Annotated in this window: 18 protein-coding genes; 6 read left to right on the top strand and 12 right to left on the bottom strand. The window is 68.5% G+C overall.

Features of this window, described 5'->3' with window-relative positions; translation table 11 throughout:
• The first annotated feature begins 12 nt into the window (after positions 1-12).
• The 3 genes from AC1DC5_RS14400 to AC1DC5_RS14390 all read left to right on the top strand — a co-directional run bounded on the left by AC1DC5_RS14400 (position 13) and on the right by AC1DC5_RS14390 (position 2,471).
• Positions 13-1,341 carry a nicotinate phosphoribosyltransferase gene (locus AC1DC5_RS14400; protein ID WP_476865600.1) on the top strand — a complete coding sequence of 443 codons (1,329 nt, stop codon included), beginning with the start codon at positions 13-15 and terminating at the stop codon, positions 1,339-1,341.
• Positions 1,341-2,009 (top strand): isochorismatase family protein, encoded by a 669-nt coding sequence (locus AC1DC5_RS14395; RefSeq protein ID WP_476865599.1) that lies wholly within the window; start codon positions 1,341-1,343, stop codon positions 2,007-2,009. Before AC1DC5_RS14400 ends, AC1DC5_RS14395 begins: the two co-directional genes overlap by 1 nt.
• Before the next feature lie 114 nt (positions 2,010-2,123).
• The gene (locus AC1DC5_RS14390) at positions 2,124-2,471 is read left to right on the top strand and encodes a hypothetical protein (protein WP_476865598.1); all 348 of its coding nucleotides are present in this window, start codon (positions 2,124-2,126) and stop codon (positions 2,469-2,471) included.
• An 89-nt stretch (positions 2,472-2,560) separates the two neighbouring features.
• Here the strand turns inward: AC1DC5_RS14390 and AC1DC5_RS14385 are convergent, their stop codons facing one another.
• The 8 genes from AC1DC5_RS14385 to AC1DC5_RS14350 all read right to left on the bottom strand — a co-directional run bounded on the left by AC1DC5_RS14385 (position 2,561) and on the right by AC1DC5_RS14350 (position 12,507).
• The gene (locus AC1DC5_RS14385) at positions 2,561-4,348 is read right to left on the bottom strand and encodes a DEAD/DEAH box helicase (protein ID WP_476865597.1); all 1,788 of its coding nucleotides are present in this window, start codon (positions 4,346-4,348) and stop codon (positions 2,561-2,563) included.
• A gap of 211 nt (positions 4,349-4,559) precedes the next feature.
• A complete protein-coding gene (locus tag AC1DC5_RS14380; protein WP_374724962.1) occupies positions 4,560-4,868 on the bottom strand; it encodes a DUF3039 domain-containing protein in 309 nt (102 codons plus the stop codon).
• A 90-nt stretch (positions 4,869-4,958) separates the two neighbouring features.
• Positions 4,959-5,741, bottom strand: coding sequence for a glucosamine-6-phosphate deaminase (nagB, locus tag AC1DC5_RS14375; RefSeq protein ID WP_441404672.1), 783 nt, complete (start codon positions 5,739-5,741; stop codon positions 4,959-4,961).
• A gap of 139 nt (positions 5,742-5,880) precedes the next feature.
• A complete protein-coding gene (locus AC1DC5_RS14370) occupies positions 5,881-7,452 on the bottom strand; it encodes a transporter (RefSeq protein WP_441404671.1) in 1,572 nt (523 codons plus the stop codon).
• Positions 7,434-8,240: an ABC transporter ATP-binding protein gene (locus AC1DC5_RS14365; protein WP_441404670.1), complete on the bottom strand. Its 807-nt coding sequence runs from the start codon at positions 8,238-8,240 to the stop codon at positions 7,434-7,436. Before AC1DC5_RS14365 ends, AC1DC5_RS14370 begins: the two co-directional genes overlap by 19 nt.
• Positions 8,241-8,337: 97 nt before the next feature.
• Positions 8,338-9,438, bottom strand: coding sequence for an NADH:flavin oxidoreductase/NADH oxidase (locus AC1DC5_RS14360; protein ID WP_441404669.1), 1,101 nt, complete (start codon positions 9,436-9,438; stop codon positions 8,338-8,340).
• On the bottom strand, positions 9,438-10,442 hold the full coding sequence (locus AC1DC5_RS14355) for a co-chaperone YbbN (protein ID WP_441404668.1): 1,005 nt from the start codon (positions 10,440-10,442) through the stop codon (positions 9,438-9,440). Before AC1DC5_RS14355 ends, AC1DC5_RS14360 begins: the two co-directional genes overlap by 1 nt.
• A gap of 136 nt (positions 10,443-10,578) precedes the next feature.
• Entirely contained in the window at positions 10,579-12,507 is a 1,929-nt protein-coding gene (locus AC1DC5_RS14350) for a hypothetical protein (RefSeq protein WP_476865596.1), read from the bottom strand.
• A gap of 318 nt (positions 12,508-12,825) precedes the next feature.
• On the opposite strand from AC1DC5_RS14350, the gene AC1DC5_RS14345 reads away from it, so the two are divergent.
• The gene (locus AC1DC5_RS14345) at positions 12,826-14,007 is read left to right on the top strand and encodes an AI-2E family transporter (protein WP_441404666.1); all 1,182 of its coding nucleotides are present in this window, start codon (positions 12,826-12,828) and stop codon (positions 14,005-14,007) included.
• An 86-nt stretch (positions 14,008-14,093) separates the two neighbouring features.
• On the opposite strand, the gene AC1DC5_RS14340 is transcribed toward AC1DC5_RS14345, so the two are convergent.
• On the bottom strand, positions 14,094-14,900 hold the full coding sequence (locus AC1DC5_RS14340) for an alpha/beta hydrolase (protein ID WP_476865595.1): 807 nt from the start codon (positions 14,898-14,900) through the stop codon (positions 14,094-14,096).
• A 125-nt stretch (positions 14,901-15,025) separates the two neighbouring features.
• Positions 15,026-15,379 (bottom strand): ATP/GTP-binding protein, encoded by a 354-nt coding sequence (locus AC1DC5_RS14335; RefSeq protein ID WP_476865594.1) that lies wholly within the window; start codon positions 15,377-15,379, stop codon positions 15,026-15,028.
• 59 nt (positions 15,380-15,438) lie between these two features.
• Here AC1DC5_RS14335 and nucS point away from each other — a divergent pair, with 59 nt between their 5' ends.
• Both nucS and AC1DC5_RS14325 read left to right on the top strand, forming a co-directional pair.
• Positions 15,439-16,134: an endonuclease NucS gene (gene nucS, locus AC1DC5_RS14330; RefSeq protein ID WP_476865593.1), complete on the top strand. Its 696-nt coding sequence runs from the start codon at positions 15,439-15,441 to the stop codon at positions 16,132-16,134.
• 318 nt (positions 16,135-16,452) lie between these two features.
• Complete coding sequence (locus AC1DC5_RS14325) at positions 16,453-16,656, top strand: cold-shock protein (RefSeq protein ID WP_024365900.1); 204 nt, start codon at positions 16,453-16,455, stop codon at positions 16,654-16,656.
• Between the two features lie 633 nt (positions 16,657-17,289).
• Here the strand turns inward: AC1DC5_RS14325 and AC1DC5_RS14320 are convergent.
• Together AC1DC5_RS14320 and AC1DC5_RS14315 are read right to left on the bottom strand one after the other, a co-directional pair.
• Entirely contained in the window at positions 17,290-19,845 is a 2,556-nt protein-coding gene (locus AC1DC5_RS14320) for a bifunctional lysylphosphatidylglycerol flippase/synthetase MprF (protein WP_441404662.1), read from the bottom strand.
• A complete protein-coding gene (locus AC1DC5_RS14315; protein WP_476865592.1) occupies positions 19,842-21,224 on the bottom strand; it encodes an alpha/beta hydrolase in 1,383 nt (460 codons plus the stop codon). The genes AC1DC5_RS14320 and AC1DC5_RS14315 overlap by 4 nt, the downstream gene beginning before the upstream one ends.
• Positions 21,225-21,226: the final 2 nt, after the last annotated feature.

Here is a 21,226-nt window from a genome sequence, read left to right as displayed (position 1 = left end):
TAGAGTGAATTCGTGAGTACCTCAGCTGGCTGGGACCGTCCCCGCACGTCCCTGTACACCGATCATTACGAGCTGACCATGCTGCAGGCCGCGCTGCATTCCGGCGCCGCCCACCGCAAGTCAGTGTTCGAGGCGTTCGCCCGGCGGCTGCCGGACGGGCGCCGCTACGGCATTGTGGGCGGCACGGGCCGGCTGCTGGAGGGCATCGCGGATTTCCGCTTCGGCGACGTCGAAATCGACTTCCTCCGCCGCACCAAGGTGGTCAACGAGGAGACCCTGGACTATCTGGCCGGGTTCTCCTTCTCCGGCGACATCTGGGGTTACGCGGAGGGCGAAGCGTACTTCCCGAACTCCCCCATCCTCATTGTTGAATCCACCTTCGCAGAAGCGTGCATCCTTGAGACGTACATCCTGTCGATCCTCAACCACGACAGCGCGATCGCCTCGGCGGCCTCGCGGATGATCACCGCGGCCGGCAGCCGCCCCTGCGTGGAGATGGGTTCGCGCCGCACGCAGGAGGAATCGGCCGTCTCCGCCGCCCGCGCCGCCATCATCGCCGGCTTCGACAGCACCTCGAACCTGGAGGCCGGCCTGCGCTACGGGCTCAAGACCGTGGGCACGGCCGCGCATTCCTTCACTCTCCTGCACGACTCCGAGCGCGAGGCGTTCGAGGCGCAGATCGCCTCGATGGGCGCCGGCACCGCACTGCTGGTGGACACCTACGACGTCGAGGCGGCGGTGCGTACCGCCGTCGAACTGGCCGGTGACAAGCTCGGCGCGGTGCGGCTGGACTCCGGCGACCTCGTGGCGCAGGCGCAGTGGGTCCGCCAGCTCCTGGACGACCTGGGCAATGAGCGGACCCGCATCATCGTCACCTCCGACCTGGACGAGTTCGCCATCGCCGCCCTGCAGTCCGCCCCGGTGGATTCCTACGGCGTCGGCACGTCCCTCGTGACCGGTTCCGGCGCCCCCACCGCCAGCATGGTCTACAAGCTGGTCAGCCGCACGGACGACGGCGGCGAATTCGAACCCGTCGCCAAGGCCGCCAAGAACAAGACCAGCAAGGGAGGGCGCAAGTACGCGCTGCGCAAGCTCAACGAACGCGGCACAGCCACCCAGGAGATCGTCGGAATCGGGCACCGCCCGGAGGACGACGGCAACGACCGGCCCCTGCTGCAGCAGTTCGTCAAGAACGGCGAACTGCTGCCCGGCTGGACCGGTCCCGAGGGTGTGCTGCGCGCACGCCAGCGCCACGCGGACACCATGAAGGAGCTTCCCGCAGTCGTGAACCGGCTGCAGCGCGGCGAAGCAGCCATCCCCACCACGTACGAGGAGAACTGATGTCCCGCGCCCTCATCATCGTCGACGTCCAGAACGATTTCTGCGAAGGCGGCTCCCTTCCCGTCGAAGGCGGCGCGGAGCTCGCCGGCGCCATCAGCGAATACGTCGACGCCCACCACGGGCAGTTCGACCACGTCGTGGCGACTCAGGACTGGCATGTCGATCCCGGTTCGCACTTCTCGGAGGAGCCGGACTTCATCGACAGCTGGCCGAAGCACTGCGTGGCCGGTACCCGCGGCGCCGATCTCCACCCTGACCTCGACACGGAATACATCCAGGCCTACTTCCGCAAGGGCCAGTTCACCGCGGCCTATTCGGGCTTTGAGGGCCTGCTGGCCCCGGACGACGCCGTGCCCACCGGGGACCGGAAGCCCGGCGCCATGCCGGTCGCCGGGGGCGCCCCCGGCGGTGACCTCAACGTCGAGACCGGCGGCGAGCCTCTGGCCGGCGAGGATGCGATCGGGCTCGACGACTGGCTGCAGAGCCACGACGTCGAGGACGTTGTGGTCGTCGGAATCGCCACCGACCATTGCGTCAGGGCGACCGCCCTCGACGGCGTGCAGGCCGGGTACTCGGTCACTGTGCTGCGGGATCTCACCGTCGGGGTGGCCGAGGATCTCGACGACGCCATCGCGGAGATGGAACTCGGCGGCGTAGACATCGCCTGAGGCGGCGTCTTTCGCCCGCACGTTCCTTGCACGCTGACGGGAAAGCCGTGCCGCCGCAGTAGACTCGAAATCCTTGCCAATATCGTCTGACCAGTAAGAACCCCGGAGTACATCATGAAGAAGACCCTGACCGTCCTGATCGCTGCCGGGGCCCTGCTCGGCGCTGCCGGCTGCTCTGCGCCGCAAGACACCACTGCGGAGAGCTGCGCCCGGATCCAGTCTGTCGGCGCCGGACCCACGTCCGCCGCGGACAAGGCCGGGATGATCCGCCTCGCCAACCGGCTCCGGCCCATCGAGGCGACGGCGTCCAAGGAACTGCAGACTCCGCTGCACTCCATCATCGAGTTCCTCGACGCGTCCGCGCAGGAGAACCCCGACAACGCCAAGCTGGAGGAGCTGCACGGCTCCTACACCGAGGCGGGCCAGAAACTCAGCGAGCTCTGCACCGCCGGCACCCAGTAGCGTCGAGCCCGCAGCTGCGAAATCTTTCGCAAGAAAGGGACCGGTTAACCCCGGTCCCTTTTTTGTGCTCCGCCGTGTGCCTGCCGCCCCTACTTCCGGCCGATGAACCAGTCCTGCAGTTTGCGCAGCCGGGTCTGCAGCTGCTCCTCGTTGGCCTGCGCCACGGCCGGGCCGCCGCAGACCGTCCTGAGCTTGGTGTGGATGACGCCGTGCGGCGTGCCGGTCCGCGCAGACCAGGCCGCGACGTTTTTTGCCAGTTCGGTGCGCAGGTCCATCAGCATGCGGTGGTCCGGCACGGCAGCGGCCGCGGCCGGACCGGCCGCACCCTGCGGTGCGCGCGCGTTCTTGCGGTTGAGCTGCTCGTGCTGGCGCTGGCGCAGCAGCGTGCCGACCTGTTCGGCGTCGAGCAGGCCGGGAATCCCGAGGAAGTCGAGCTCGTCCTCCGAACCCACCTCGCCGCCGGTGCCGAACTCGCCGCCGTCGAACAGCACACGGTCAAAGGAGGCCTGCGAATCCAGGGCCTCGAACTTGCCCTTGGTCAGCGAATCGGAGGCTTTCTCCTCGCGGTTCGCCTCGTCCATCAGCGAGTCTTCCGGGTTGAAGAGGCCGTCGCCGTCCTCCTTCTCCGGGCGGTCCAGGGCGTGGTCCCGTTCGGCTTCCATGGAGTTCGCCAGCGCCATGAGCTGCGGCACCGAGGGCAGGAAGACCGACGCCGTCTCACCGCGCTTCCGCGCGCGCACGAAACGCCCCACGGCCTGGGCGAAGAACAGCGGAGTGGCGGTGGAGGTCGCGTAGACGCCGACGGAGAGCCGGGGGACGTCCACGCCTTCGGAGACCATGCGCACGGCCACCATCCAGCGCTTCTCGCTGGCGGTGAACTCCTCGATCTTGCTGGAGGCCTTTGTGTCGTCCGAGAGGATGACCGTGGGCGACTCGCCGGTGATCCGCTTCAGCTGCCCGGCGTAGGCGCGCGCGTCCTCGTGGTCGGTCGCAATGACCAGCCCGCCGGCGTCGGGAACGGTCCGGCGCACCTCGCTGAGCCGCTTGTCCGCCCCGGCAAGCACGGCGGGAATCCATTCGCCCGCCGGGTTCAGGGCGGTCCGCCAGGCCTGGGAGGTGACGTCCTTGGTGACGGCTGATTCACCGAGGGAGGCGGCCATCTCCTCGCCGCCGCTGGTGCGCCAGCGCATCTGGCCGGAATAGGCCATGAACATCACGGGCCGGACCACGTGGTCCCGGAGCGCTTTGCCGTAGCCGTAGGTGTAGTCGGCCTTGGAACGCCGGATGCCGTCCCGGTCCTCTGCGTATTCCACGAACGGGATCGGCGACGTGTCGGAACGGAACGGCGTGCCCGTCAGTGAGAGCCGGCGCGCCGCGGGTTCAAAGGCTTCGCGGAGCCCGTCACCCCACGAGAGCGCCTCGCCGCCGTGGTGGATTTCATCAAGGATGACCAGCGTGCGGGCGGCTTCGGTCTTGGCGCGGTGCAGCATCGGCTTGCTCGCCACCTGCGCGTACGTGACCGCGACGCCGATGAAGCCGCGGCCGTGCTGGCCGTCAGCGTTCTTGAAGTTGGGATCGATGGCGATGCCCACCCTGGCGGCCGCGTCGGCCCACTGCCGCTTCAAATGGTCGGTGGGCGCCACGATGGTCACGCGGTTGACGATGTTGGCTTCGATCAGCATGGAAGCCACCCGCAGGGCAAAGGTGGTCTTGCCGGCGCCGGGGGTAGCGACTGCGAGGAAGTCCCTGGGATGCGTGGCGAAATAGCTGTCCAGGGCCTCCTGCTGCCAGGCACGGAGCTTCGGCGCGGTGCCCCAGGCTGCCCGCTCGGGATACGCGGGCGGCAGTACGGGTCCGCCGAAGAGTGTCTCTGTCACTGAGGGCCCTCCATTGCGCATGCTGCTGCCGCTGACGGGGAAACCCACTTAAGCACAAAAAACACCAATCTTTTTCGGATAAACCGTAAGCAAGCACCGGCCAGCATGGACCGGGCACCATTCATCGGGAGAACAGGCTACCCCGGCACGGGGCGGCGCTTGTCAGCGCGGGACGCGCGGAGCCGTTGCGTCCCCGCCTGGCGCGGCCGTGCTACTTGTCGCCGGAACCCTTGCCGCCGTCGCTGCCCGGGCGGAGGCCGTCGTAGACCTCTTTGCATTCAGGGCAGACGGGGAACTTCTTCGGATCGCGGCCCGGCGTCCAGACCTTGCCGCACAGGGCGATGACGGGTTCCCCGGACAGCGCGGATTCCATGATCTTTTCCTTGCGCACGTAGTGCGAGAAGCGTTCCCGGTCACCGGGTTCGACTTCCTGGCGCAGTTCCTCGCGCTCGATCGTGGCCGTCGACGTCCCGGCTCCGGAGAGCTCGCGCATCGGGTCGTTTTCGAGAGGATCGGTCATGCTGTTCATGAGTCCCATCTTAGCCGCTGGATCGGACGAAACGGCACCAGCAGGGCGGGAGTGCGGCGGCGGCATGTTGACGGTGGAGTGCTACAGCCCCTGCCACGCGGGCTTGTTCTCATAGCTGTGGCGGTAGTAGTCGGCGAGCCGCAGCGACGACGCCGCCGCCTCGTCCAGCAGGATCGTGGCATGGGGGTGCAGCTGCAGGACCGAGGCCGCGCAGATGGCAGCGACGGGTCCTTCCACGAGGTCGCGGACGGCCTGCGCCTTCTGCGCGCCGGTGGCAATGAGGATCACATGCCGGGCCTCCAGGATGGTTCCCAGTCCCTGGGTCACAACGTGGTGCGGGACGTGGGACAGGCTCCCGAAGAACCGTGCGTTGTCCCGGCGTGTCTGCTCGATCAGCGTCTTGATCCGGGTCCGCGAGGCCAGGGAGGACCCGGGCTCGTTGAATCCGATGTGGCCGTCGGTGCCGACGCCCAGCAGTTGCAGGTCCACTCCCCCGGCCTCGCGGATGGCGTCCTCGTAGGCCTGGCAGGCGGCGGGGATGTCCGCGGCCGAGCCGTCCGGGCCGCGGACGTTCGCCGGGTCGATGTTCACCCGCTCGGTGAATTCGCGCCGGATCACCTCATGGTAGGACTCCGCGTGTCCGGCTGGCAGCCCCACATATTCATCCAGGGCGAAGGCACGCACCCGGCTGAAGTCCAGGCCGGCCCGTTCGTGCCGCAGCGCGAGTTCGTTGTAGACCGGCAGCGGGGACGAACCTGCCGCCAGGCCCAGGACGGCGTCGGGTTTGCGCCTGAGCAGCGCCTCCACGGCATCGGCCGCGAGCGCGGCGGCTGGCTTGCTGCCGGACAGAATGACGACTTCCATGGCCCTGCCTTTACCGTTGCACTGCCGCGGCCGCTGCGGCCTGTACCGCTGCCTTACCGTTGCACTGGCGCTTGGCCGCACCCGTTGCCGGATCCGCCCCTAGGGGCAGGTTATCCCAGTCCCGCCCGCGGCGCCCGCGTCAGCGGTTGACGGCCAACTGGGCAAGCAGTTCCGGCCCCCGTGCATCGAGCCATTTGCCGCCCAGCCTGACTCCGAGGGCGAACAACACGAGCCCCAGGACGGGGCCCAGGACCAGATTGATCCAGCCGGGCACGGCGCTTCCGGTGACGAACTGTGCCACCACGAGCGCTATTTCCGGGATCATCAGGACCAGGAGTGCCCCCATCCCGCCGAACTGCACCGCCAGGGTCTGCGCCACATTGCCGGGCGGCTTCTTGAAGGGGCTGTCCCCGGGGAGCGGCACGGCCGTCGTGTAGCGTGCCGAGACGACAGAGGAAAGCCCGATCCCGCTGAACAGGACGCCGAGGGACAAGCCGAGCACCGCGGGCAACTGCTGCCAGTCCGCACCGATCAGGAACGGCAGGACGCTGAGCGCCAGCACCACCGGCAGCGCGAAAACGAGGCATGCCACCGCCCGGCCGAGCCGGTCGTGGACGCCCCGCACGCCCGTGGAGAGATGCAGCGCGAAGGCGGTGTTGTCGTAGGAGACGTCTGCTGAGATGGACCAGGCAAGCAGGAACGCGGTCAGCGGGCCGATGAAGAGGAGCAGCCCGTAGGATCCCGTCTGGGTGGCCTGGAACAGAAGCAGCACCGGGAGCAGCGGGACAATGACGAGGGAGCCAGAGTACCGGGGGTCCCGGAGCCAGTAGGTCAGGGACCGTGCGGCGACCGCGCCCGTTGGCGTCGCCGGGAACAGCCCGAAGAAGCCAAGCCCGCCGGCCCGCTTTCGGGAACTGCCGGCATAGGGCGGCGTCACGAGCGCGCGCTGCAGCAGGAGCTTCCAGCAGAACGCGAGTCCGCCGAGTGTGGCAAGCGCGATCAGGAACTTGAGGGCCGCGGCGCCGTAGCTCCCCGCGGCAAGGTCGCCGCCAAGGGACCACGCGGCCCCCGCCGGCGTCCAGGACAGCGTGCGGGCCAGCCCGGTCAGGAAATCCCCGGAACTGGCAATCCCGTCGGCGATGCCGGCGATGATCGGGCCCATCAGGATGAGGGGTATCAGGAAGATCACCGCGCTGACGTCCTTGAAACGGCGGGAACTGGCCAGCCCTGCGGTGGCGGTGGTGACCACCTTGGACAGGACGATGCAGCTCAGCACGCCGAGGACCGCGCCCACCAGGGCGCCGCCCGCGGCGGGCAGGCTCCGGGACCAGGTCCCGACGGTGCCAAGCGCCACCAGCGTGGTCGCCGTGCCCGGGATGCCGATCAGCCCGCCGAGGGCCAGGCCCGTGAGCAGCTGCGGCATCGGCACAGCGAAGGTGGTGAACCGTGCCGGGTCCAGTGTCATGTCCGCGGCCGCGGCAGCGACCGGGACGACGGCCCACCCCAAAAGTGCCGCGGCGCCGCCCAGCACCACGACAGTGTGCGCCAAGCCGGCGTCCTCCCCGCGGAGGAACAGGAGTCCCGCGATGGCGAGCCCCACGAGTCCCAGGGCATACAGGACGCCGACGCCGAGGCCCACAAGTTGCCAGGGGCTGCGCCGGACGCTGTTGCGCAGCAGGATCAGCTTGAGCCTCAGAAGGTGCGCAACCATTCGAGACCTTCCGTGGGGTTGCGGCCGCCGACCAGCTGGACGAAGCGGTCTTCGAGGGACTCGCCCGCGCGGACTTCTTCGACCGTCCCGGCGGCGAGCAGCCGTCCGGCGGCGACGACGGCGACGTGGTCGCACATCCGCTGGACGAGGTCCATGACGTGGCTGGAGACAATGACCGTGCCGCCAGACGCCACATAGCGGTCCAGGATGTCGCGGATGTTGGCCGCGGACACCGGGTCGACGGATTCGAACGGCTCGTCGAGCACCAGCAGCCGCGGTGCGTGGATCAGGGCCGAGGCAAGCGCTATCTTCTTGGTCATGCCGGCGGAGTAGTCCACCACCATCGTGCCGGCGTCGGAGCTGAGGTCCAGTGCCGCGAGCAGCTCCTTGACGCGCCCTGCCACGACGTCCTTATCCATGCCCCGTAACAGCCCGGCGTAGCTCACCAGCTGCTCGCCGGTCAGCCGGTCGAAGAGCCGGACGCCGTCGGGCAGGATGCCCATCAGTTTTTTGGCTTCCAGCGGCTGCTTCCAGACATCCACCCCGTGCACGAACGCGGTGCCGAACTCGGGCCGCAGCAGTCCCGTGGCCATCGACAGGGTGGTGGTCTTGCCGGCGCCGTTCGGACCGACGATTCCATAGAAGGAGCCCGCCGGAACGTCCAGGCTGATACCGTCCACGGCGATCTTGCCGCCAAAGCGCTTGGCGAGCCCGCGCAGGGACAGCGCGGGCACCGGCGGGGCTGGCTGGCTTTCAGGGGCAGGCGGATGCGGTTGCTGAAAAGTCATGTCGTTAGACTAACCGCCACCCTACCCGGAATGGATCGTCCGCAAGGCGTACCCCCATGGGCGGACACTCTCCGCCGGAAGTCCCGCCCGCAGGCCGCTAGAAGGAGTGGCGCGGAATGGCACGTTCGTACTGCGGCGGCCAGGCCATTTCATGGCCGAGTTCGAACGCGGCCCTCAGCCACCAGTGCGGGTCGCGCAGGGCGGCCCGGGCGATGAAGACGCCGTCGGCCTGTCCGGTGGCCACGGCATGTTCGGCCTGGCCCGCCGAGGTCAGCAGCCCGACCGTCCCGGTTCTGACTCCGGTTTCGCGCCGGATCCGGGCGGAGAAATCGGTCTGGTAGCCGGGCCCCACCGGGATCTGCTGGTAAGCCACGGCGCCGCCGCTGGAAACGTCGACGAGGTCCACGCCATGTTCCGAGGCCGCCTTGGCCATCCGCACCGACGCCTCCGCATCGATGCCACCCTCGGCCCAGTCCGAGGCGGAGATCCGGAGCAGCAGCGGCATGGAGTCGGGGATGACGTTGCGCACGGCATCCACCACGGCCAGGGTGAGCCGGTTCCGGCCTGCCTCGTCGCCGCCCCAGCGGTCGGTGCGGTCGTTGACCAGCGGACTTTGGAACTGGTGCAGGAGGTAGCCGTGCGCGCCGTGGATTTCGATTGTGTCGAAGCCGGCACCGACGGCCCGCTCCGCTGCTGCGGCAAAATCGGCGATCACGCCGCCGATCTCCTCCTCCGACAACGCGGAGGGGGCGTCGTAGCCGTCAAAGGCCGAGGTGCCGGGACCCACGATGGGCCAGCCGCCGTCGTTGGCAGCCACCGTGCCCTTCTGGCCGGAGAACGGCCAGTAGGACGACGCTTTCCGGCCGGCGTGCGCCAACTGGGTGCCGATCTTGGTCTCCGCGGATCCGTGCCGGTGGACGAACGCCGTGATCCGTTCCCACGCCGCCGCCTGGTCGTCGTTGTAGAGTCCGGCGTCCCGCGGGCTGATCCGGCCGGCGGCGTTGACGGCGGCCGCTTCGGTGAGGATCAGGGCTGCGCCGCCGGTGGCGAAGGAGCCCAGATGCATCAGGTGCCAGTCGTTGGGGACCCCTTCGCCGGTTTCCGGCTCACAGCTGTACTGGCACATCGGCGATACCCAGCCGCGGTGCTGCAGGTGCAGGGAGCGCAGGTCCAGCGGCGTGAAGAGCGCGGATCCCATCAGAAGAGGACCCGTGCCAGGTTCTGGCGAGCCTTCGCGACCCGGTCGTCGCCGGTGCCCACGACGTCGAACAGTTCCAACAACCTGACCCGCGCCGTTTCGCGCTCGGGGCCGAAGTTTCGGCCGATGAACGCGACGATCCGGCCGAGCCCGTCCTCGACGTGTCCGCCGGCGATGTCCACGTCGGCAACACCAAGCTGGGCTTCGAGGTTGTCCGGCTCGTCCGCGGCCAGCTTGCGCAGTGCGTCCGTGTCCGCGGCGGAGACCGGCTGGAGCCGGCCCATGAGCTCCACCTGGGCGAGCCCGGCCTTGGCTTCCGCGTCGGCGGGCATCTCCAGGAGCGCCTGGCGGTAAGCGTCCGCGGCCGCGGCGTAGTCCTCGGCCTCGATCGCGTCGAAGGCCTTCTGGTGCAGGGGTGGCAGGGGCGGAGCCTCGGGGGCGGCGGCGCCGGGGCCGCCCGTGCCGATCCGTCCCGACACGCCATTGGCGGCGGCGACCTTAAGCAGTTCGTCCAACAGGCCGCGGACCTGCGTTTCCTCGGCGCCGCCCTGGAAGAGGGGCACCGGTTGGCCCTTGACGAGGGCGACGGCGGTGGGAACCGCCTGGACCTGGAACGCCTGGGCAAGCTGCGGGAACACCTCGACGTCGGCGGCGCCAAGGACCAGCTGGCCGTCGTAGCCGTCCACGATCCGCTCGAGGACGTCAACCAGTTCGGCTGAGCCGGGCGAGTACGCCGCCCAGAGCGCGACGACGACGGGAACCTGGGCGGACAGCTCCACGAGTTCCTGGAAGTTGGCTTCGGTGATGTCCACCCGCAGCCGACGGCTGCCGTGCTCCGCGTCCCCGTTGTCCGGTGCCCCCGGAGCGCCCGGCATGCCTGCCGGGCCAGCCGCGGCCGGCGGCGCGGCTTGTCGCTGTTTCAGGGCGGAGAGGTCGACGGCGCCCCGCAGGTTAAGCGGGTTGGCGGCAGCAGGCGGGACCGGTCGGGAAGCTGGCGAAGTCATGGTTCCACTCTAGCCACATCGGCCCCGGGCGGTGCCACCTGGCGGACCCGGAGAGCAGAAAAGACCCGGCCAGGCGGCCGGGTCTTTCCTGTCAGCGTGGCTTCGGTCAGCCGTTTCATTCAGGGCTGGCCCTGTCCTACTTGAAGCTGGCTCCCGTGAGGCCGCGGGTCGCGGCCACGAGCTTCATCGGGTCCTGGGACCCGGCCGGCGGGATGTAGACAGCCACGGACTCGGCGAAGTTCAGCACCATGCCGGTGCTGGTCTCCTTGCCGCCGGCCAGGGCAGCTGCGTCGTCGCCGATGGTCAGCTTGTCGCCCTCGGCCTTCGGGGTACCGTCGAACGCGAAGTTCAGGCGGCCCAGGGCGAGCGCCCCGCCGTCGGCGGTCCGGAACACCACGACGCTCTCCGGGACCACCTTGTGGGTGAAGGAGAAGGTGCCGTTGACGCCGGAGTTCACCACATCGGCCTGGTAGGCCAGCGTGTCCGCAATGTACGGGGAGGACTCGCCCTCGGCGAGCTTGTCCTTGAACGCGGAATCGGCGGAATTCAGCCGGTCGCCCAGGCCGCCCAATGCTTCCTCGCCGCTGTAGAGGAGGCCCGACTTATCCGACGGCGCCACAGTCTGCGTGCCGCCGCGTGCGATCCCCGGGAAAGTTGTCCCCGGCTGCAGCGGTGTTGTGAGGACCAGCTTGTAGTTCTCCCGCGCGGAGGCCTGGGTGAGGGTGAGCAGCTGCGGAACTACGTTGCCCTCGCCCTGGGTGACGGCCATGACCGTGCGCGGCCAGCTGCGCTTCTCGGTGACCACGGTGGTGAGCAGCTTCGTGGCACGGACCGGCATGCGGGCCTCATACGAGCCGACCTGGGACCGGATCTTGTAGTTCTGCGTGCGGACTTCGAGTTCGGGATTGGCCACGCGAGGCTCCAGCTTGCTGGCATCCTTGGCGGCATCGCCGGCGTCGACCGCACTGGCAACCTGCTCCAGGATGCGGCGGAACTGGGCATCGACCAGCACCGGCGAATCCGGGGCCTGCTCCGCTGCGGCGGACGACGTGCCCGGCGACGGGGCCGGCGCCTGGCTGGCCTGAGCCGCCACGCCGCTGCCGGCGACGGCGGTGGCCGTCAGCACGGCCACGACCGCTCCGGAACGCCTCAGCCGCTGCAATACGGTGGCCGGCGCGGCAACGGACTTCTCTGCGGCGCCCTTGGGGGTGGTGTTCGTCGGGCCAGTATTTGCCGGGTCCGGGCTTGTCGGGGCCGTGTTTGTCGGGGCTGTGTTTGTCGGGGCTGCGCCCTTCGAGTCAGCTGCCGGCGAGTCGACAACGGGGACCGCTGCCGTGGCTGCGGCGGATTTCCGGGCTTCGTTGCGGGCCGCGGCCTTGGCCTGCGCACGGCGGGCAAAGCCGCTCCCACCGGTCGAACCATCGCCTGAACCGCCGCCGGTCCCGGAACGGGTCCCGGACTTGGGCTTGAGCACCAGCAGGGCGGCGCCGGCCAGGATCAGCAGGCCGCCCAGGACCATGAACGGGATGGCCCACGGAGTAGAGGTGTCATTCGGGAAGGTCATGGTGATCGACGTCGGGGCGGGCTTCGTGCCGTCCGTCGCGAGCAGCAGCGACCAGTCGCCGTCGGCGGGCGGGGTCCAGTCGTACTTCAACTCGCCGCTGGCGTTCTCCGTGCTGACCCACAGATCCGAACCCGCCGGTGAAGGTGCGGTCGCTTCGCCGTCGGCATGCGTCAACTGCAGCGCCTTGCCGTCCTCGGACACGCCGGAGACCGTGTTGTGCGCGGTCTGACCGACCCAGGCCTCGACGTCGTCCGGGCGCCCGGCGGCCAGCATGAAGGTGCCTTCGCCCTTGACATTGATCGTCACCGTGCCGTCCCGCATGGTACGAAGCTTCTCGTCAAATACGGTCAGCGGCGCCGCGGTGGCACCGGACGGTGCGGTGGCGGTTACGGTCTCGGCCGGGGCCCAGAAAGTCTTTTGGCCGATACCGGCCAGGAGTGTCAGGAGGCCGAGCAGCACTAATGCAACTGCAGTCTTGAAACGCAAAATATTACCTATCATCAGCGGACACTTAGCTTCAATAGTAACGGTTTTGTTACCACGGAGTCAGATCGGCCTGCTTGTCAACCCCTTCCGCGGCCTCCGCAGAAGCCGCCTCACCGCGCCAAAACAAGCCTGCTGATAGTGTTTGCGTTGATCATCACAGTAGGGCCGTGACCGCGGCACCGACGGGAAAATTCTCAAGGATTAAGGGCTTTCAACGCAGTGACTGGATACACGGATCCGCCCCTCTCAGGACAAGAAGAAAGCCAGGAATCCGGCAGCACGGCAGGCGGTCCGCAGGAGCAGGTTTCCCCCCGCCGGTCAGCCTTGGCCGGAATGCTGAACGCTATGGCCCATCGCCTGCGCCAGCCCCTCCCGGGAGCCCAGCCGCGCCTGCGCTTCGAAATGCCCCCGGAACAGGACGACGAGACGACACCCGAGACCGAGACGGGCACCCGTTTTGGCGATCCCGGCCCGCGGATGTCCTCCCAGCACCCCCTCTACGTCGGGTTCATGGGTACTGTCGGCGTCGGCGTGGCCCTGCTGGTCTACTGGATCGGCTCCAACACAACGCAGCTGCTCCTCTGGATCGTGGCGGCGCTGTTCATCGCGCTGGGCCTGGACCCGGTGGTGCGCTGGCTCGAGGCGAAGAAGTTCCCCCGCGCCGCCGGCATTGTGGTGGCCGTTTCTTCCCTGGCCCTGGCCGTCGCCGCCTTCTTTGCCACACTGATTCCCACGATCGTGCAGCAGGTCACCCAGATCGTCGAGGAGGCACCGAGCTGGATCACGGAGTTCATTAACTCCGACTTCTTCCGCAGCATCGACAACCAGTACGGGGTGCGGGAACGCATCACCCAGGAGCTGGAGAAGTTCGTCAACAACCCGGAGGCGATGGGCGGCATTTTCGGCGGCGTCGTCGGCTTCGGCTCGACCGTGGCGAACGGCCTGTTCGGCGCCCTGATCGTGCTGGTGCTCAGCCTCTACTTCCTGGCCGCCCTGCCGGCCATGAAGAAGTGGGGCTACCGCCTGGCCCCCCGGTCGCGCCGTGCCAGGGTCGAGGCCCTGTCGGAGGAAATCACCGGTTCGGTGGGCAACTACGTGATCGGCCAGGCCGTCGTCGCCCTCGTGAACGCCACCTTCGCGTTCATCGTCATGACGATCGTCGGCGTCCCGTTCGCCGTGCTGCTGGCCTTCGTCGTGGCCCTGCTGGCCTTCATCCCGCTGGTCGGCGGCCTGATCGCCGGCGTGATCGTCACGCTGATCGCCCTCACGGCCGGCTGGCAGACCGCCGTGGTCTATGCCATCTGCTACTTCGCCTACCTGCAGTTCGAGGCCTACTTCATCTCCCCGCGCATCATGCAGAAGGCCGTCGCGGTTCCAGGCGCCGTCGCCGTCATCTCGGTGATCGCCGGCGGCAGCCTGCTGGGTGTCCTGGGTGCGCTGATCGCGATCCCCACCGCAGCCGCCATCATGCTCCTGGTCAAGGAGATCTTCATCGTCCGCCAGGACAAGCACTAGCAAGCATTTCGCTACGAAAAAGGACAGCCGCTGCGTGGATCCACGCAGCGGCCGTCCTTTTTCGTAGCGTCTTTTGCAGCGTGCCCTCAGGCGTGCGCCGTCGCGACCGGACCGTCCCATTCCTGCGGCAGTCCAGTACCCGAGCCGGCGTAGCCTCCCGGCAGCACCTCCTCGACAATCTCGTTCAGCACCCGGCCGGCGTACTTCTCCCCCACCCACAGGTGCTTGGCGCCGTCCACGCCCACGACGCGGGCCTGCGGCACCACCCCGAAGCGCTCCGTGGCCGCGGCCGGCTGGAGGTAATCGTCGTGCTCGGGCACCAGGACCTTGAGCGGCTTGCCGGAGGCCGCCCACTCCTTGAGGTGCACGTCAGTGGCCCGGTGCAGCGGCGGCGAGAGCAGGATGGCGCCCTCCACCTCAGAGGCCACCGGCTCCGTAGCGCCGTACATCAATGCGAGCTCGGTCCCGAAGGACCAGCCCACCAGCCAGCGGTTCGGCAGGCCGCGGTCGACGGCGAACTGCACGGCCGCCTCGACGTCCAGGCGTTCGCCGATGCCCTCCTCGAACGCTCCGTCGCTGGTTCCGCGCGGCGAGGCGGTGCCGCGGGTGTTGAAACGGAGCACGGCGATCCCGGCGAGGGCGGGCAGACGGTAGGAGGCTTTGCGGTAGACATGCGAGTCCATAAAGCCGCCGTGGGTGGGCAGCGGATGGAGCGTGATGAGGGTGGCCTTCACCTCGCCGGACTCCGGGAGCGCCAGCTCACCGACGAGCCGGTGACCGTCGCCGGTGCGGAGCTCCACGTTCTCCCGGCGGGCGGGCAGAACCGTGGAGGCGCGGATCGCGGTCGGTGCGGAAGGCTGGCTGAAGACGTACGACGCCGGGTCAAAACTCATGCGTCCAGCTTAGCGAAGGCACCAAGCGGAGACAGCAAGCGCAGCCGCCAGGCGAAGACGGCAGGCGAATTTGGCAGACGGAGACAGCAAGCGCAGCCGGCAGGCCAAGATGTTCCGCGAAGCAGTCAGCGGTACCGGTAGCTGCGGGAGGTCCAGCAGTTGGTATGCCAGTGCCGCCGCTCCGCCAGCCCCGCGGCCGCCCCGAAGAGGTGGTCCTCGGACCACACGACGAGATGGGCCACGCCGGGCAGCACCGCCGTCGAACAGCCCGGACAGATGTAGGTCTTCTCGGCGCGTCCGGCGGTGATGGGCCGGACCGACCACTCGCCGTCCGGCGCACTCTCACGGCGCGCGAACCCCGAGCGTGCGCGCTCAAGGTCCAGCTCGGGCACCGGGCCGCCCTTCACTCCGGGCTTCGCTCCCCTGCCGGATCCGGCCCGTCCTGGGACGGCACGGCGGGGGCGGTTGGAACGGGGCATGGTTCCATTCTGCCCCAGTCCGGGTGCCTCCTGTCCCCGCAGACGGTAGTGTTGACCGGGTGCGTTTAGTGATAGCCCGTTGCTCCGTTGATTACGTCGGCCGGCTCAAAGCCCATCTTCCGCTTGCCACCCGGCTCCTGCTGGTCAAGGCCGACGGTTCCGTCCTGGTCCATTCAGACGGCGGATCCTACAAGCCGTTGAACTGGATGAGTCCTCCCGCGTCCCTGCGGGTCTCCACTCCGGACGAGGTCGACGTCGAAACCGGCGTGGTGGAGCAGTGGACCGTCCAGTCGGCCAAGACCGATGACCGGCTGATCATCAACATCCATGAGCAGCTCCATGACACCTCCCACGAGCTCGGCCAGGACCCCGGGCTGATCAAGGACGGCGTGGAGGCGGACCTGCAGCGGCTGCTGGCCGACCAGATCGAACTTCTGGGCGCCGGCTTCTCCCTCATCCGCCGCGAGTACTTCACCGCCATCGGCCCGGTGGACATCCTGGCCAGGGATGCCAGGGGCGGCACCGTGGCCATCGAGCTCAAGCGCCGCGGAGACATCGACGGCGTCGAGCAGCTCACGCGCTACCTTGAACTGCTCAACCGCGACCCGCTGCTGGCTCCGGTCCGCGGGATCTTCGCCGCCCAGCAGATCAAGCCCCAGGCCAAGGTCCTGGCAAACGACCGCGGCATCGACTGCATCACCCTCGACTATGACGCGATGCGCGGAGTCGACGACGTCGAATCCCGGCTCTTCTAAAGGGCGGCGACCGGCCAGCGAGCCGGAAAGGCCGCGAATGCTGCAGCTAATGCACCTTCCCAGGCATTCATCGATACTTTGTACAAAATTTATGCCAATTGTGCGCCGTGCCCGTTGACCTGACGCAACTGTCATGAAATTCTTATACGAGTCTTTGTGTAGGTGTTTTTTCATGCTCGCAAGACATGTTGCGAGCGTGAAGCGCCTGCCGCCGAAGCCCGGTATTCCGGTCCCACAGCCAAGGTTCTTCTCGCGGAGTGACCAAGTCCGGCACGAAGTGTGCCGGACTTAACCAAGATCCATAATGAGGAGAAATACATGGCACAGGGAACTGTCAAGTGGTTCAACGCTGAAAAGGGCTTCGGCTTCATCACCCCGGATGACTCCGATGGCGATGTCTTCGTTCACTACTCGGAGATCCAGACCGGCGGCTTCAAGACCCTCGACGAGAACGCCCGCGTTCAGTTCGAAATCGGCCAGGGCGCCAAGGGCCCCCAGGCTACCGGCGTAACGCTGGTCTAGTACCCCGCAGCGGAAACTGCCTGCGGCGGTCTCCGCGAAAAAAGTGATCCCCGGCTTCGGAGCCGGGGATCACTTTTTTGCCTTGTTGGCGCATCGTTTGGGCTATCGGACACGACGTGGGCACCTGCCGGGCGTGTCACGGGCGTCCTGCCGGGGCTTCGAGCTTCCGGGCTGGTCCGCCGCCGGTCCCGCCCGGAGGCTGCGGTCCGGGGGCACTTTGACACGGACACGCCGCGGTCACCGGACCAAGCGGCCGGAAATGGTGTTCAAAAGCGCCCCTGACGGCGAGCTGCGGTGCCGGGAGCTTCCGTCGATGCGAGGTTTATGGGCGGCGCCCGCCGGGCAGTTTTCGGCGTCAACCTTAGCTAACGAGGATTTGCCCCACCCGCAACGGGAAACTGGCCCGATCGATACACCCTTCGTCCGTCCTATTAACGCCATTGTTTGGCACATTGCCCTGCATTGTTTGGTTACCGTATTGGGGGCCAACATTGGCCGGCCCGAATTGTTGCCGCCCGTGCTGCCGCCTTGTTGCCCTGCAATGTTGCCCTGCAATCGTGCCCTGTGTGGGCGCCCCAGGGTTGTTGCCCCAGGTTGTGGTCAAGGGCCGTGCAGAATGCCCATGACGCAGGGTCAGCGCACAAGGGTCCTGAGCAGCCGTGCGCTTTGGCGCACGGACAATCCGGGCAGGTAGGCCCGGCTCAGCGCCCGGCCCATCGCCGGCAGCTGCAGGGGGTCCTGGTAATAGAGGTACAACGTCCGGTAGTCGGGCTTGAAACGGGACTTGAAGCTGGCCAGCGAACGGAACCCGTACACGGGCTCCAGTGCTTTCCCGACGACGTCGAGGATCCCCGCCAGGCCGCCGGCCGCCGCCTCCTCGCCGGCCACGTCCGCCACCTGCGCCATGTCCTTGGCCAGCGGCGATCCGGACAGCGAGATGACCTCCACTGAGCTGCGCAGCTCCTGCACCGCGGAGGCGATCAGGAACTCCATGACGCCGGGGAAGGCGTCGCCGCGCCGGCGCATGAAGTCCAGCGTCCAGCTCACAACGCGCCCCTCCGTGTGCACCGGAAGCCAGCTCGTAACGCCCTGGACCTGCCCCTCGGCGTCGACGGCCACGCAGCAGAGCACCTCCGGGTCAACAAGCTCGTCGATGCCACCAAGGGTGAAGCCCATCTCCGGGACGGACTTCTGGGCGGCCCACTCCTCCGATACTTCGCTCAGCTGGGCGCGCAGCGCCGGTGAAAAGTCGGCGTAGCGGCCCCACACCGCGCGCACCCCGGTCTTCTCCGCCCGGTTCAGGGCCGTGCGGACGTTTTGCCAGTCCTTGCCCTTGAACTCGAGGGAGCGAACCGCCAGCCTGGTTTCCTGGGCCACCGCCACCCGCCGGAAGCCGCGGCCCTGCAGCATCGGCCACAACTGGTCTGTGCAGGAGTAGAAGCACGGGATGAGGGCGTGTTCGGCGCAGTAGCGGATGAAGCCTGCTGCGGCCTCTTCGTGGAACGCCGCCGGGCCAAAGGGCCCGGCCAGCGTCAGTGCGACGTTGCCGTGCTGCTGGTACGCCACTCCCCCGCGGCCCTCCGGTGCGAACCAGTACTTGTTGGGCTCCCACAGCGCCATCCAGGACAGGGAGTCCCCGCCTTGGCGGATCAGGCCACGGGCCACGTCGCGGTCCTCCGCCCCGGCGTCGGTGCGGTGCAGCCGGCGCTGCAGTACCAGCCAGACGGCGGCCAGGGTGACCGCCCAGAAGATGATTCCGGAGGTGGCGAACAGGAAAGCCTCGACGGCGTCGCGGCCCTGGAAGATGCGGCTGTAGATTCCCGGGATGGGTAACGGCAGGTACTGGCGGGAGAGCTCGGCGGCCAGTCCCAGCAGGCCGCCGTCGCGGTCCATGCCGCCGGCGGCCAGCCACACTCCGGTGTAGCAGGCGGCGAGCACCAGCCAGGTGCCGCCGACGACGGCGGCGAGGGCCCGGCGGGCCCGTGGACTTGTTTCGACGCGGAACTGGCGCCGGTTGGCAGTGAGCAGCACCACCAGCACCAACGGGACCACCACGAGCGGCAGAATGTGGACAAACCCGGATCCCATCACTCCGGTGCGCGGCCGGTTGGGGTACTGCGGGATCCTGGCGACCAGGGTCAGGTAGACGGCGGCCATGGCTGTCACGGCGAGCTGGACCATGATCGCGATCCGCAGGGCCAGCCGGCGGCCGTGCCGCATGCCGTCGGCGCAGATCAGCAGCAGCACCACGGGGACCACCGCCAGCGCAAGGCCCAGCGGCCCCGCGAAGCCGGCGCGCCCCGCCTCCAGGCACGTGGCATCCAGGGTGCCGCCGCAGTATTGTTCCAGCTGGTTCAGCGTGGGCAGCGGGTTCAGGACGACGTCCCGCAGCAGGGCCAGAGGCCCGGTGGGCGTCCGGACGGTCGCCGTCAAGATCGGCCCGACGGCGAAAATCGCCACGGTCAGCGCGAGCAGGTTGCGGGTCTCGCGGCCTGTGGAGCGGTGGCGGTGCAGGGTGCCCTTGTCGCCCTGGATCCACCAGCCCGCCGCCAGCCCGGCCAGTGCCCCGGCGAACCCGACGACCGTCTCGGCATGCCCGACGTACAGCACAAGCATGAGGGAGATGGAGATGACGGCGGTGCGCAGGCGCCTTTGCCACAGCGTGGGCAGGAGCCCGCTGGACGCCAGCGAGACGGCGATGACCGCCGCGTAGGGGCCCATCAGCCGCGCGTTGACCATCCGGCTGAGCCAGCCGTCGTCGACGTAGCGCGCCAGCTGGGTCAGGAGCAGGAACAGCGTCACCGCCGCGAATTGGGCGGCGAAGTAGAACACTGCGGTGCGCCGCGTCCCCAGCTGCCGCTCGGCGAGGCCCAGCAGGAGCAGGATCATTAGCGCGGCCGCGGCGTAGGCCAGCAGGTTCGTGGCGAAGAACATCGACGTGAACAGCGCCCACCACTGCCCTGCTTTCAGCTCCGGGGCACTGACGGACGCCACGTCGAGCAGCGATTCCGGTGGCCCGGAGAGAAAGCTTCCGGTGGCTGCGCCGGTGATCAGGAAGACAGCGAGGACGGCAAGGGTGAAGGGTATGGCGCGCAGATGCCCCAGCGACTGCCGGACGCCGTGGAGGCCGAGGCCCTGAAGGGAGGCGGCCCCGGTCCCCTTCTTCTGTGCCGTTGCTCCCGGACTCACTGCGGGATGCCCCAGCGGGAGGCCAGGAAGTCGAGACCGCCGGGCAGGCCCCTGGACGCGGTCTCCCAGGAATGCCCGGCACCGGCAATCCGGTGGGCCTCCACGGTGAACCCGGCGGAGCGCGCCGCATCGGACAAAAGATCCATGTAGCCGATGAATTCGGGGTCCCGTTCACCGGCGCCAAAATAGATGGCATGCCCGTCAAAGCGGTTGTCCTTCATGAGCCGCAGCGGCGTCTGGCGGTCGAAGGCCTCGGTGTCGCCGCCGAAAGACGCGGCGATGGTCTTCTCCCGCTCCTTCGCGAGGGCGGGTTCCTTCTCGCTGGAAAAGGCCAGGGCGGAGCTGTAAACGTCCGGGTGCCGGGTCACCATCTGCATCGCACACGTCCCGCCGAAGGAGAATCCTCCGGCCGCCCACCGCGAGGGGTCCGGGTCCACGTCCAGCGTCCGGTTGATCCATGCAGGCACGTCCGCGGCGAGGAACGTGTCGGCCCGGGCGATTTTGCTGTCCATGCAGAGGGTGTTGCCCGAGGCGGAGCCGTTGGGGTCCACCACCACCACTACCGGGGACACGCCGTGGTGCTCGGCCGCATACCTGTCCATGCGGCTGCGCAGCGCCCCTCCCGTGAGCCAGTCTGCCGGTGCGCCGGGCTGGCCGGAGAAGAGGACCAGGACGGGAAGGGCCGGCCGGGGGGTGGTCCGGTACGCGGGCGGCAGATAGATGTAGGCCTCGCGGCTCCCGAAGCCCGAGGTGGTGCCGGGGATGACGGCCCGCCGCAGCACGCCGCCGTCGGGCAGTTCAGCCGGGGGGGTCCATTCGGAGAGGCTGACGCCGGCCGGGGCTCCGGGAGCGCGTTTCAGCCCGTCTTCCAGCGGCTGGATCCGGGCAACGGCGGTGCCCATCAGGTCGCTCATCGTGTGGTTGAGGCCAAAGTATCCGTTGATCTGGACGGCGGAGAGCAGGACCACGCCGAGCAGCGCACCCGTTGCCACCCCGGCCGCGCGGGCCGGGTGCCGGGGGCTTCCCTGCCCGGGGGCCGGGTCGCTTCCGGGCCGCCAGATCCCCCACAGGCGGAAGGCCCAGAGCAGCAGTGCCGTGACCGGGAGAAGGGACCAGGCCAGGACCTCGCAGGGCAGCTCCTCCGGGAAGACCGAGAAGGCGTAGATCATCAGCCAGTGCACGCCGGCGAGCAGCGCGGCGGCAGCCAGGATGGCGGCGGCGGGGACAAGGAGGAAACCCAACCGGCGCGGGGTGGCGGTATTCCCGTGGCGGCGCCGTGCGCCGTGCCAGAGCAAGTAGGCAACGCCCGCGGCGCCGGCAGCCCAGGCAATCCACAGCACCGGGCCGTCGACCAGCCGGAGGTCTTCGAGGAAGTCCACCG

It is taken from the genome of Arthrobacter sp. 10L424 (assembly GCF_056395325.1).
The sequence above is the reverse complement of the archived record's forward strand: the minus strand, read 5'-3'. Positions and strand labels throughout refer to the sequence as shown.

Excerpts from the sequence above, each read along its gene's own strand:
- AC1DC5_RS14395 (WP_476865599.1), top strand. The coding sequence starts at position 1,341 with ATGTCCCGCGCCCTCATCATCGTCGACGTCCAGAACGATTTCTGCGAA.
- AC1DC5_RS14390 (WP_476865598.1), top strand. The coding sequence starts at position 2,124 with ATGAAGAAGACCCTGACCGTCCTGATCGCTGCCGGGGCCCTGCTCGGC.
- AC1DC5_RS14380 (WP_374724962.1), bottom strand. The coding sequence starts at position 4,868 with ATGACCGATCCTCTCGAAAACGACCCGATGCGCGAGCTCTCCGGAGCC.
- nagB (WP_441404672.1), bottom strand. The coding sequence starts at position 5,741 with ATGGAAGTCGTCATTCTGTCCGGCAGCAAGCCAGCCGCCGCGCTCGCG.
- AC1DC5_RS14370 (WP_441404671.1), bottom strand. The coding sequence starts at position 7,452 with ATGGTTGCGCACCTTCTGAGGCTCAAGCTGATCCTGCTGCGCAACAGC.
- AC1DC5_RS14365 (WP_441404670.1), bottom strand. The coding sequence starts at position 8,240 with ATGACTTTTCAGCAACCGCATCCGCCTGCCCCTGAAAGCCAGCCAGCC.
- AC1DC5_RS14360 (WP_441404669.1), bottom strand. The coding sequence starts at position 9,438 with ATGGGATCCGCGCTCTTCACGCCGCTGGACCTGCGCTCCCTGCACCTG.
- AC1DC5_RS14355 (WP_441404668.1), bottom strand. The coding sequence starts at position 10,442 with ATGACTTCGCCAGCTTCCCGACCGGTCCCGCCTGCTGCCGCCAACCCG.
- AC1DC5_RS14350 (WP_476865596.1), bottom strand. The coding sequence starts at position 12,507 with ATGATAGGTAATATTTTGCGTTTCAAGACTGCAGTTGCATTAGTGCTG.
- AC1DC5_RS14345 (WP_441404666.1), top strand. The coding sequence starts at position 12,826 with ATGCTGAACGCTATGGCCCATCGCCTGCGCCAGCCCCTCCCGGGAGCC.
- AC1DC5_RS14340 (WP_476865595.1), bottom strand. The coding sequence starts at position 14,900 with ATGAGTTTTGACCCGGCGTCGTACGTCTTCAGCCAGCCTTCCGCACCG.
- AC1DC5_RS14335 (WP_476865594.1), bottom strand. The coding sequence starts at position 15,379 with ATGCCCCGTTCCAACCGCCCCCGCCGTGCCGTCCCAGGACGGGCCGGA.
- AC1DC5_RS14325 (WP_024365900.1), top strand. The coding sequence starts at position 16,453 with ATGGCACAGGGAACTGTCAAGTGGTTCAACGCTGAAAAGGGCTTCGGC.